The organism is Acidimicrobiales bacterium (assembly GCA_035533595.1).
In the GTDB taxonomy this organism is placed as follows: domain Bacteria; phylum Actinomycetota; class Acidimicrobiia; order Acidimicrobiales; family Bog-793; genus DATLTN01.
This window is the reverse complement of the sequence record DATLTN010000071.1, coordinates 1-11,397: the sequence shown is the minus strand read 5'-3', so window position 1 is coordinate 11,397 and position 11,397 is coordinate 1. Positions and strand designations below refer to the sequence as shown.

The 11,397-nt window shown below is 73.5% G+C and carries 8 protein-coding genes; 5 read left to right on the top strand and 3 right to left on the bottom strand.

Annotated elements, in window-relative coordinates; genetic code table 11:
• Positions 1 to 73 precede the first annotated feature (73 nt).
• The gene (locus VNF07_13300) at positions 74 to 1,018 is read right to left on the bottom strand and encodes a phospholipase D-like domain-containing protein (protein HVB07214.1); all 945 of its coding nucleotides are present in this window, start codon (positions 1,016 to 1,018) and stop codon (positions 74 to 76) included.
• A 248-nt stretch (positions 1,019 to 1,266) separates the two neighbouring features.
• Here VNF07_13300 and VNF07_13295 point away from each other — a divergent pair, with 248 nt between their 5' ends.
• Genes VNF07_13295 through VNF07_13285 form a run of 3 tightly spaced genes read left to right on the top strand, consistent with a single transcriptional unit; the run spans position 1,267 to position 4,421 of the window.
• Positions 1,267 to 2,346: an extracellular solute-binding protein gene (locus tag VNF07_13295; GenBank protein ID HVB07213.1), complete on the top strand. Its 1,080-nt coding sequence runs from the start codon at positions 1,267 to 1,269 to the stop codon at positions 2,344 to 2,346.
• 48 nt (positions 2,347 to 2,394) lie between these two features.
• Positions 2,395 to 4,023, top strand: a complete 1,629-nt coding sequence (locus VNF07_13290) for an iron ABC transporter permease (GenBank protein ID HVB07212.1) — start codon at positions 2,395 to 2,397, stop codon at positions 4,021 to 4,023.
• Between the two features lie 44 nt (positions 4,024 to 4,067).
• Positions 4,068 to 4,421, top strand: a complete 354-nt coding sequence (locus VNF07_13285; GenBank protein ID HVB07211.1) for a hypothetical protein — start codon at positions 4,068 to 4,070, stop codon at positions 4,419 to 4,421.
• On the opposite strand, the gene VNF07_13280 is transcribed toward VNF07_13285, so the two are convergent.
• Positions 4,422 to 5,627, bottom strand: coding sequence for a hypothetical protein (locus VNF07_13280; GenBank protein ID HVB07210.1), 1,206 nt, complete (start codon positions 5,625 to 5,627; stop codon positions 4,422 to 4,424). It lies immediately after the preceding gene.
• 77 nt (positions 5,628 to 5,704) lie between these two features.
• Complete coding sequence (denD, locus tag VNF07_13275) at positions 5,705 to 6,697, bottom strand: D-erythronate dehydrogenase (protein ID HVB07209.1); 993 nt, start codon at positions 6,695 to 6,697, stop codon at positions 5,705 to 5,707.
• Positions 6,698 to 6,823: 126 nt separating this feature from the next.
• Here denD and VNF07_13270 point away from each other — a divergent pair, with 126 nt between their 5' ends.
• Both VNF07_13270 and VNF07_13265 read left to right on the top strand, forming a co-directional pair.
• Positions 6,824 to 8,788 carry a GGDEF domain-containing phosphodiesterase gene (locus tag VNF07_13270; GenBank protein HVB07208.1) on the top strand — a complete coding sequence of 655 codons (1,965 nt, stop codon included), beginning with the start codon at positions 6,824 to 6,826 and terminating at the stop codon, positions 8,786 to 8,788.
• A 111-nt stretch (positions 8,789 to 8,899) separates the two neighbouring features.
• Positions 8,900 to 11,260: a xanthine dehydrogenase family protein molybdopterin-binding subunit gene (locus VNF07_13265; protein ID HVB07207.1), complete on the top strand. Its 2,361-nt coding sequence runs from the start codon at positions 8,900 to 8,902 to the stop codon at positions 11,258 to 11,260.
• Positions 11,261 to 11,397: the final 137 nt, after the last annotated feature.

Here is an 11,397-nt window from a genome sequence, read left to right as displayed (position 1 = left end):
CGGAACGGAGAACCCCCCGCTCAGCGCGCGCCTGGCGGCGCCGCGGGACCGGACGCGTGGAGAGCGGCGATCGTCATCTCGGGCTCACCGCCCAGGGGCGGGCACCGGCGAAGTCCGCCGCGAGCGCGCCGGCGAGCGGCGCCACGACGGCCCCCGACGAGGTCTCCACCCCGAGCTCGCGGTTGTAGACGAGCGAGGCGATCGAGAAGTTCTGCGAGCCGACGAAGGCCCGCGCCCCGGCACCGCCGGGGTCGGCGACGATCGCCTTGGCGTGGATGTAGAGCGGCGCGGACTCGGCGTAGGTGCGGACGTGCGCGCCGGCCGCGGCGAGCGCGTCGAAGGCCGTCGCCCACTCGCTGTCCTCGGTCATCACGATCTCGACGTCGACACCGCGGCGGGCCGCCTGTTCGAGGGGGCGGGTGATGTAGGGGTCGTCCATCTCCTCGTTCTCGACGAGCAGCTGCCGGCGCGCCCCGTCGATCAGCGCGACGAGGGGCGCCTCGGCTCCCGGGCTCCAGACGAGGTCGCTCCCGGTCGGGGTGGGTGTCGCCGCGCCCTGCCAGTCCGCGGAGAAGACCGACTCGATGGCCGAGACGTCGACGGGGAGGTGGTCGGCGAGCGCGAAGTCCCGCGTGCCGGCATAGTCGGCGGTGACGAGGTTGAGCGTCATCACGAGCGCCGTCGTGCCGTCGATGACCGCCGCCTTCTCGTGGGTGCGGGTGTAGCGGTCGCTCGCCCAGCGCACCGCGACGGCGTGCGCGGCGAGGTAGGAGAAGGCGGCCGCGTTGCGCCGCTCCTCATCGGTGCGGTCGAGGAGCACCCGCACTCGCACCCCGCGGGCTGCGTCGGTGGCGAGGAGGCGCTCGCTCACCGGGTCGACGAGCTCGTACATCGTGAGGTCGAGGCTGCGGTGCGCTCCGGCGAGCAGCGCGTGGATCGGGCTGAGGCCCGCGGACGGCTCGACGACCACCGAGAACGGAGGCGCCGCAGTCGCCGGCGCCGATTGGACGGTCGCCACCAGCAGCAGTGCCCAGCAACCGAGCGCGAGGGCGACGCGGCGGGGCGCTGGGCACGCGCCGGGGGGGGCACGAGCGGCGCCATTTTACTTTTAGGGAGAGTGGAAAGTAAATATCAGGCATACTTGATTAAAAGTTCCGTTGACTCCGAATACTTGGGGCGGCGAGTGGACAGGAACATCTTCTCGCGGGGCGCTGGCGTGCTGCGGAGGCGCCCCGCAGAGGACCGAGGCAGAGGCAAGGGAGAGCGATGCGGCGAACGGCTGAGGCGAGAGCGGGAGCGCGCCTCCCGCGGCGCGGGCCGCGAGCGGGAGCGCTCGTCGCGCTCGTCGTCACGGCGCTGATCCTCGCCGGGTGCGGGAGTACGGGGGCGGGGACGGGCAAGTCAGGGTCGGTCACCCTCACCCTCTACAGCGGGCAGCACCAGCAGACCACCGATGCCCTCGCGCAGGCCTTCCAGCAGGAGAGCGGGATCACCGTCAAGGTGCGGAGCAACGACGAGGACACCTTCGCCGACGAGCTCGTCACCGAGGGCCGGCGAACGCCGGCAGACGTCTTTTTCACCGAGAACACCCCACCCCTCGAGTACCTCCAGCAAAAGGGGTTGCTCTCGGCGGTCGACCCCTCGACGCTCGCCAAGGTGGCGAGCCGCTTCGACTCCCCGCAGGGCGACTGGGTCGGCGTCTCGGCGCGTGTCAGCGTGCTCATCTACAACCCTGCGATGATCAGCGCCGCGCAGCTCCCGAAGCGTGCCATCGACCTCGCCGACCCGAGGTACCAGGGCAAGCTCGCGATCGCGCCCGGCGAGACCGACTTCCAACCGATCGTCACGTCGATGCTGCACGCCTACGGGAGGGCCAGGACCCTCAGCTGGCTGGAAGGGGTGAAGCGCAACGGGGCGAGCCACGACTACCCCGACAACGAGACCCTCGCCAACCAGGTGAACCGCGGGCAGGCGGCCTTCGCGCTCATCAATCAGTACTACTGGTGGCGCCTCGGCGCCGAGATCGGGGATGCGAGGCTGCACTCGAAGATCGTCTACCTCGCGAACGACGACCCCGGCTACGTCCTCGACGTCTCGGGAGCGGCGGTGCTGAAGGCGAGCAAGCACCAGGCGGCGGCCGAGAAGTTCCTCGCCTTCCTCGTCTCGGCCAAGGGGCAGGGGATCATCGCCCACTCCATCAGCTACGAGTACCCGATCGGCTCCGGGGTGAAGATCGCCTGGCCCGAGACGCCCTTCGAGGCGCTGCACCCCAACCCGATCAACCTCGCCGAGCTCGGCACGGGGGCGACCGCGATCGCCCTCTTGAAGCAGGTCCAGCTGCTGTGACCACTGCGGAGGCGCTCGCCGCGTGCGTTTCGCGATGATGCGGTCGGCATGACGAGCATCCCGAGCCCGGTGACCTCGCTCCCCGACCCGCTCGAGGTACTCGACGACGCCGTCGCGGGGGCGCGGCCGGCACCCCGCCCCCGACTCGTGCTCGCCCTCAGCCTGCTCGTCGCCGCGGCCCTCTCGCTGCCGCTCGTCTTCCTCCTCATCGAGGCGGCGGGGAGCGGCGTGAGCGAGATCGCCCGGCTGATCGGCCGCTCGCTCACGCTCACGCTGTTGTGGAACACGGTGCGCCTCGTCGTCGTGGTGACCCTGTTGTGCGCCGTCGTCGGGACGCTCGCGGCCTACGGGGTGGAGCGGACAAACCTGCCGGGGCGGCGCCTCTTCGGGGTCCTCCTGGTCGTGCCCTTCGCGATCCCCGACTTCGTCGTGAGCTTCGGGTGGAACTCGCTGTGGAGCGTCGTCGAGGGCTTCCGCGGCGCGGTCCTCGTGATGACGCTCGCGGTCTACCCGCTCGTCTACCTGCCGGTCGCGGCGAGCTTGCGCGGCGCCGACCCCGGCCAGGAGGAGATCGCCCGCAGCCTCGGCGCGGGACGGCTCTCGGTATTTCTACGCATCACCCTCGGCCAGGCCCGACGAGGGATCCTCGGCGGCTGCCTGCTCGTCGCGCTGGTGATCCTCGCCGAGTACGGGGCCTTCGAGATCCTCGGCTACAACACCTTCACGACCGAGATCTTCACCGAATTCTCGATCGGCTTCAACGCGCCGCTCGCCTGCGCGCTCTCCCTCGTCCTCGTGCTGTTGAGCCTGTTCGTGCTGTTCGGCGAGGGCCTCGCGCGCGGCAAGCAGTCTGTCGCCCGGAGCGGTCCCGGGGTGCAGCGGGTGGTCGCCCCGCAGCGCCTCGGCCGGGCCACCGCCCCGGTCCTCTTCGCCTTCACGGCGCTCGTCGTCGCCGCCCTCGGCGTCCCGGTGGGCTCCTCGGTGTACTGGATCTTCGAAGGGGGAGCGCACGCCCTGCAGGGCGCCTCGCTCGGCTCGGCGGGCCTGCACACCGCCTTCTACGCCGCCGCCGCAGCGCTGCTCGCGACCTTGATGTCGCTCCCCGTCGCGCTCCTCGCGGTCCGCCACCCCAACCGCCTGCGCCTGGTGCTCGAGAAGGCGACCTTCTTCGTCCTCGCCATCCCCGGCCTCGTGACGGCGCTCGCGATCTCGTACTTCTCCGTGCACTACGCGAACAGCTTCCTCTACCAGTCGACGCCACTGCTGGTGCTCGCCTACGCGATCTCGTTCTTCCCGCTCGCCCTCGTCGGCGTGCGCGCCTCGGTGGCGCAGGCCCCGCCGCGCCTCGAGGAGGTCGCCGCCTCGCTCGGCGTCGGCCGCCTCGCCGTGCTCCGCCGGGTGACGCTCCCGCTCGTGATGCCCGGGATCGGGGCCGCCTTCTGCCTCGTCTTCTTGTCGGTGGTGACCGAGCTCACGGCGACGCTGATCCTCATCCCGACGGGCAGCGAGACCCTCGCCACGCAGTTCTGGGCCTATCAGCAGAACCTCTCCTACGGCCAGGCCGCCCCCTTCGCGCTCGTGATCATCGCCGTCGCCGCGGTGCCGAGCTACATCCTCTCCCGCTACTTCGACCGCCTCCCGGCGCGCGCCCGAGCGGGCGGGAGCGCGGCGGGCTGAGGCCGCGGCACGGGCCGCGGCGCGCGCTCGGTACGGTCTCGCACATGGACGACCCGGCCCCCGCCCCGCAGCCGCCGGGCGACGCCGACGACTGGACGAGCGAGCAGTGGATCGATTGGCTGATGACGACCGACGTGGAGGACCCCCCCGAGCCCTCCCCTCCGCTCCCCACGGTCACCAACAAGGTCGTCCGCTCCGGTGTCGGCCAGGCCCTCGGGCAGGCGATGGTCGCCGTCGACCAGGTCCTCTACGGAGGGCGCGAGAAGCCGGCCGCGGTGGCGCCTGCCCCCGGTGAGCCGGAGGACCGGCTCCTCGAGCTCCGCCTCGACCCCGACCACCCCGAGCGCTCGTCGGTGACGCTGCGGCGCGAGGTCGACGAGCCTCCCGAAGGGCGCTAGTTACGGCACGGGTGCGACGAGGGGCTGGAAGCCGGCGTCGCTGAGCTCCGCGTTGAAGGTCCTCGCCCCGTCGTTGCCGACGAGCAGGCACTCCGCCGCGGCGGCGCAGGCGAGCCGCTCCACGTAGCCGTTGCTCTCAGCGGTGTCGACCTCCTGCCAGCCAGCGGTGCCGAGCGCGGCGACGAGCAGGCGCGGCCGGTCGACCTCCGAGCGCGCCGTGAGGCCCGTGACGAGACAGCGCGCCGCGCTCGCACAGGCGACCGCCGTGAGCGTGTTCTGCCCCGGCTCCGCGAGCACGGGCGCGTCGGCGACCCAGCCGGCCGCCCCGTCGCGAACGACGAGCGCCGAGCCGGCGGAGTGGCCGGTGGCCACGTCGCCCGCGGCGATGCAGCTCCGAGCGGCGGGGCAGGTCACGGCGTCGAGGAGCCCCCGCGCGCGCGCCGCGGGCGGGAGGGGCGGGGCCCGCCAGGCCGCGCCCTCGAGTTGCTCGAGCAGCGGCCGGGTGGCGGTCGGTGTGGCCGCGGGCGCCGTCGTGCCGACCGCGACGCAGGCCGCCTCGGAGGCGCACGCGACGGCGGTGAGACCGACGCTCCCGCCCGCGGGCAGCAGCGCGGCGGCGACCCGCCAGCGGCCGCCCCTCAGCTCCTCGACGAGCGGGCGCTCGAGGAAGCGGTCGGCCGACACCGCGCTCGCCGAGTAGCCGACGGCAAGACACCAGGTGGGCGCCGCGCAGGCCACGCCCAAGAGCACGCTGTTGCGCGCCACTGCGGGGAGGGTCATCGCCGACCAGCGGCCGGCGCGCAGCGCGAAGGCGACCGGCGAACGCGGCGGCGCGCTCTCGTCGTCGCTGTCGGCGACGTTCGCCTGGTCGTAGCCAACGGCGACGCAGCTCCCCGCCGCGGCGCAGGAGACGCCAGAGAGGATCCCACCGCCGCGCCGCAGCCTCGGGGTCGCGGCGACGCGCCAGCGCCTGCCGTCGAAGGACTCGACCAGGGCGTGCGAGGCGTCGCCGTCGCCGTCGGGGTCACCGGAGGTCGCGTCGGTGTCGACGGGGAGGAAGGAGCCGACGGCCGTGCAGCTCGCGGCGTTCGGACAGGAGAGGTCGTCGAGGGTCGCGGTGACGACCCGCACCTCCGGCGCCGCCGTCTTGCCGGGGCCTCCGCAGGCCGCGAGCGCCGCGGCGAGGAGGATCGCCGCGCCGCCCAAGCCGCACCCTCCGCCGAGGAGCCGCCGCGTGCCCCGGCGCACGGCGGGGAGGCCAAGGAAGCTGCCGAGCCGGCGGGTCACTCCCCCCGGCGCCCGCCGAGGAAGTCCTCGAGGTACTCGCCGATCACCGTCTCGAGGTCAGCGTCCACCGCGAGGCCGAGGCCGAGGGCGCGCTCGAAGTCCGACCACTGCGCCCAGCGGGAGAAGAAGGAGACGACGGCCGGGTCGGGGGCGACCGCAACCGGGCCCAGCGGCCGGTTAGCGGCACGGCGCAGCGACTCCAGCATCCCGCCGGCGGTGACGTTGAGTGCCGGCAGGTTGAGCGCGCGGTCGCTGCCGAGTGCCGCCCCGTCGAGCTCGTGCAGGCGGACGAGGTTCTCGACGATCGTCCGGTAGCCGCTGATCGGGACGCCCGTCGCGGCCTCGACGGGGAGGGTGCTCGCCTCACCATTCAGGGGCTCGCGGAGGATCCCGCTGACCCACGAGGAGGCGGCGGCGTTCGGCCGCCCGGGGCGGACGACGACCGTCGGCAGCCGGGCGGAGCGGCCGTCGATGAAGCCCTTGCGCGTGTAGTCGTTCACGAGCAGCTCACAGATCGCCTTGGTCGTCCCGTAGGTGGTCTCGGGGGTGAGCTTGCTCGAGTCCGACACGACGCTGCGCACCGCGGCGCCGCCGAAGGCTGCGATGCTCGAGGTGAACACGACGCGCGGCGCGCTCTCTCGGGCGCGGCAGGCCTCGAGGACGGCGAGGCAGCCGTCGAGGTTGACCCGCAGCGCCCCGTCGAAGTCCGCTTCGGCTCCGGCGCTCACGACCGACGCGAGGTGGAAGACCGAGACGTCGTCGCGATCGACGACCGACGAGAGGAGCCCCCGATCGGCGACGTCGCCGATTACGGTCGTCACCGAGGCGGGCCACGCCGTCGGGGCCGCCGGCGCGGCGGCGTCGACGAGGACGATCTCCTCGACCGGCTGCCGGCTCCCCGCGGGGGAGGTGAGGGAGCCCCGCTCGAGCAGACGCCGTGCGAGGACGCTCCCGAGGAAGCCCGTCCCCCCGGTGATGACGACGCGCACGGCCGCATCGTAACGCCGCGATACCTTCCGGGCCGGTGCCCGCACCCGCACGGGAAGGGCGGACCGGCGCCCGCGAGCAGGGCCTGCGCACTGGAATTCCGGGGCGATCGTGCCGTAACACAGCCGATGGGTTCTGCCTGGACGCCCGGTGAGGGCTGGCGCGGGTGGTCGGCGCTCCCCGGCGAGGGGGGCCATTCGATCACGAGCGCGCGGCTCCCCTCCGACGCGCCGGTGAAGAACCACCTCTTCCCGAAGACCCGCTCCTGGTTCGCGCTCGGGGCGCCCCTCGAGCTCCTGAGCCCGCTCTCGGTGCTGCGCATCCTCCACGCGCTCGGCACGCTCCTCTTCCCGCTGCTCGCGTTCCCCTTCGGCCTCTCGGGAGCCTTCGTCGTGCTCGCCGGCGTGGTCTGCGGCCTCACGGCGGTTGCCTGGTACTGGCAGCTGAAGGTGCGCGAGGTGAACCTCGGCGCCTTCAAGGTGCTCTCCGCCGCGGGCAACGCGGCGGCCGTGCTGCTCGTCCTCGCCGAGCAGGGGCGGCCGGTGGCCTTCGCCTTCGTGGCCTTCCTCATCCCGTTCTGGGTGACGAACGCCTTCTTCCTCGACGGGAAGACGATGCTCGGCTTCGCCGCGGTCGGCTCGCTCGCGCTGTTCGGGGCGCTCGTCCCCGCCGACGGCTTCGCCGCGGCGCTGCTCGTCGCCCTCGTCGTGCTGCTCGTCGGGACGATCGCCGCGGGCAGCGTGGCCTTCCTCGTCCGCGAGAACCATCGTCAGGGCGCGATCGACCCCGACACCGGCCTCCCGAACGGGGTCGGCCTCGCCCAGCACTTCCTCGGTCCCGACCGCCACGAGCGCTTCGTGATCGCCGCCATCCTCCTCGAGGGGATCAACGAGGCGCGGGAGGCCCTCGGCCACCGGGTCGCCGTCGAGCTCCTCCGCCGCGCCGTCGAGCACCTCGGCCAAGTGCTCCCGAGCGGGACGGTGATCGGCCGCCTCGATGGCGACCAGCTCGTGCTGGCCAAGGGCCTCGACACGGCGACCGGCGGGGCGGAGAGCGTCGAGGAGGCGCGCACCCTGGCCCGCACCCTGGCCGAGGCGATCTCGCGGGGCAGCTTCGACGCCTCCGGCGTGGAGATCAACCTCCGCCCCCACGTCGGCCTCGCGCGCTACCCCGACGACGGCGACGAGATCGCCGACCTCATCCGTCGGGCCGCCCTCGGCGCGCGCACGGCGGCGACGCGCAGCCGCACCGACGTCTTCCTCGGCGAGCACGAGCACGAGGCCATGACCGCGGAGGATCTCACGCTCCTCGCCGCGCTCGGCGGCGCCCCGGGGCGCGGCGACCTCACCCTCGCCTACCAACCGCAGATCGACGCGCGCTCGGGGCGGACGGCCGCGGTCGAGGCGTCGCTGCGCTGGCGGGACCCGGTCCTCGGCTCCGTCTCGCCGGCGCGCTTCATCCGCCTCGCGGAGTGGACGGGACTCATCGACCGGATCACCGACTGGGTCCTCACCGAGGCGCTCGACGCCCAGCTCCGGTGGCGCGCGCGGGGCGTCGAGCTCCCCGTCTCGGTGAACTTCTCCGCGAAGACCCTCACCCGCGAGGACTTCCCGGAGTGGATCCTCGCCGAGCTCTCCCGCCGCGGCCTGCCCCCGAGCGCGCTCGCCGTCGAGGTCACCGAGACCTCCGAGGCGGCCGACCTGCTCCTCGCGGTGAGCCTGCTGCGGCCGCTGCACGATGTCGGGGTGCGGATCTCGATCGACGACTTCGGGACGGGCTACACCTCGCTGTCGGTGCTCCCACAGCTCCCCTTGGACGAGCTGAAGTGCGACCAGGGCTTCGTCCTGCGCTCGCCTTTCTCCCTCGCCGACGACGCGATCGTGCGCACCGTGCGCGAGCTGGCGCACCGCCTCGGCCTGCAGGCGGTCGCCGAGGGCGTCGAGGACGAGACGATCCGCCGCAAGATGGTGGACTCCGGCTTCGACCTCCAGGGCTTCGTCTTCGCGAAGCCGCTCTGCGAGGCGGACCTCCTCGCCTTCGTCGCGCTGAACGGCCTCGCGGCGCATCCCCCGGTGGTGCAGCGGGCGGGGTAGCGGGGCCCTCGGAGGGCGGTCAACAGGGCGGCGGCGCGCGAGGTGCGCCGTCGGCCAGCGGGCGGCCCTCGGCCCTCGTCGGCGCGGTAGCTTCGCTCCGGGAGGAATGAGATGCCCGGTTCGATTCTCGGCAACGTCGTGCGGCGCGTGGAGGACCCCGAACTGCTCGTCGGCGTCGGCCACTACGTCGGCGACCTCCCCCTCGCGGGCGCGCTGCACTGCGCCTTCGTCCGTTCCCCGTACGCGCACGCGCGGGTGAGCGCCGTGGAGGTCGAGGCGGCGCGGGCGATGCCCGGCGTCGTCGGCCTGTTCCGCGAGGCCGACCTCGGCATCGGGGCCGTCCCTCCGCCCTTTCGCTCCCTCAACGAGCAGGTCGAGCGGCGCGCGCTCGCGACCGACAAGGTGCGCTTCGTCGGCGAGGCCGTCGTGCTCGTCGTCGCCGAGAGCCTCGCCCAGGCGCTCGATGCCTGCGAGGCGGTGGTCGTCGAGTACGAGCCGCTCGAGGCGGTCACCGATCTCGACAGTGCCCTCCTCCCGGGCGCGCCGGTGCAGTTCGAGGCGCTCGGCTCGAACGCCGCGGCGGGGCTGCAGGAGGTGGGGGAGGACCCGCTCGTCGGTGCCGCCGTCGTGGTGCGGGCGCGCCTCGAGAACCAGCGCGTCGCGGTCGCACCGATGGAGGGGAACGCGATCGCCGTCGTCCCCGGCGAGCACCCCGCGCTCACCATCCACGTCGCGACGCAGATGCCGCACCGCCTGCGCGACGGGGTGAAGCGGCTCTTCGACCTGCCGCCCGAGGAGATCCGCGTCATCACCCCCAACGTCGGCGGGGCCTTCGGCGGCAAGGTCGGCCTCCTCTCGGACTACGCGGCGGTGATCGCCGCGGCCCGCCGCCTCGGCCGCACGCTGCGCTGGTCGGAGAGCCGCACGGAGAACCTCGTCGGCATGCACGGTCGCAGCCAGGTGCAGTACGGGGAGATGGGCTTCGACGCCGACGGCAAGATCGTCGGACTGCGCGCCGCCTTCATCGGCGACGCCGGCGCCTACGCCGGCTTCGGCGGGGGGCTGGCGGAGGGCTCGACCCGATCGATGGTGCAGGGGGTCTACGAGATCCCGAAGATCCACGTCGACGTGGTCGCGGCGATGACGAACACCTCGCCGGTCGGGGCCTTCCGGGGCGCGGGGCGTCCCGAAGCGGCGGCCTTCCTCGAGCGGTTGATGGACCTCGGCGCTTCAGAGCTCGGGATCGACCCCGCCGAGCTGCGACGACGGAACCTCATCGCAAAGGAGGCCTTCCCGTACCGGACCCGCACCGGGGTGCTCTACGACGTCGGCGACTTTGCCCTGCCCCTCGAGCGGGCGCTCGAGGTCGCCGGCTACGTGCAGCTGCGCGCCGAGCAGGCTCGCCGCCGGGAGGCGGGGGAGCGGCTGCAGCTCGGCATCGGCCTCAGCGTCTACGTGGAGGTCACGGCGGGAGGCCCCGGCGGGGAGTTCGGCGCGGTGGAGGTCCACCCCGACGGCGCGGTGACGATCCGCGCCGGCACGGCGGCGAGCGGCCAGGGCCACGCCACCGCCTTCTCGATGATCGTCGCCGACCGCCTCGGTGTCGCGATGGAGAAGATCCGCTACGTCCAGGCCGACACCGCCGAGGTCCCGCGCGGCGGGGGCACGGGGGGCTCGCGCTCTCTGCAGCTCGGGGGCGCGGCGGTGCAGCAGGCCGCGGACTCGGTCGTCGACCTCGGTCGCGAGCTCGCCGCCGAGCTGCTCGAGGCCGACGCCGCGGACGTCGTCGTCACCGACGACGGCACGGTCGGTGTCGCCGGCATCCCGGCGCGGGCGCTCGGCTGGGGGGCCCTCGCCGCGGAGGCCGAGCAGCGGGGGCGGCGTCTCGAGGCGAGCGCCGACTTCTCCGCACCGGGCGCCACCTTCCCCTTCGGTGCGCATCTCTCCGTCGTCGAGGTCGACACCGAGACCGGCTTCGTGCGCGCCCTCCGCCACGTCGCGGTGGACGACGCGGGGCGGATCGTGAGCCCCCTCCTCGTCACCGGCCAGCAGCACGGCGGCATCGCCCAGGGCGTCTCCCAGGCGCTGTACGAGATGGTCGTCTACGACGGCGAGGGCAACCCGGAGACGACGAGCTTCGCCACCTACTGCCTGCCCTCGGCGGCGGAGTTCTGCTCCTTCGAGGCGTCGAACACCGAGACCCCGACCCCCTACAACCCTCTCGGCGCGAAGGGCATCGGCGAGTCGGCGACCGTCGGCGCCACCCCCGCCGTCCAGAACGCGGTCATCGACGCCGTGGCCCACCTCGGCGTCCGCCACATCGACCTGCCGATGACCCCGGAACGGGTCTGGAGGGCGCTCGCCGCTGCCCGTGAGGGCGCCGTCGACCCGTGGCGGGAGCCGCCGGACGTCTTCTCCTCGCTGCCGGTCCGCGCCCCCGTCGTCGTCGCCGAGGACACCGAGACGGTCTAGGCCGCGCCAGCCGGAAGGCTGCCGCTACCGGCAGGAGCTGCAGAGGCCGAAGACGTCGAGGCGGTGGCCGTGCGGCAGGAAGCCCTCGGCGGTGGCCAGCTGGTCGATCGCACTCGTGATGCTGCCCTCGAGGTTCT

Excerpts from the sequence above, each read along its gene's own strand:
- VNF07_13295 (HVB07213.1), top strand. The coding sequence starts at position 1,267 with ATGCGGCGAACGGCTGAGGCGAGAGCGGGAGCGCGCCTCCCGCGGCGC.
- VNF07_13290 (HVB07212.1), top strand. The coding sequence starts at position 2,395 with ATGACGAGCATCCCGAGCCCGGTGACCTCGCTCCCCGACCCGCTCGAG.
- VNF07_13285 (HVB07211.1), top strand. The coding sequence starts at position 4,068 with ATGGACGACCCGGCCCCCGCCCCGCAGCCGCCGGGCGACGCCGACGAC.
- VNF07_13270 (HVB07208.1), top strand. The coding sequence starts at position 6,824 with ATGGGTTCTGCCTGGACGCCCGGTGAGGGCTGGCGCGGGTGGTCGGCG.
- VNF07_13265 (HVB07207.1), top strand. The coding sequence starts at position 8,900 with ATGCCCGGTTCGATTCTCGGCAACGTCGTGCGGCGCGTGGAGGACCCC.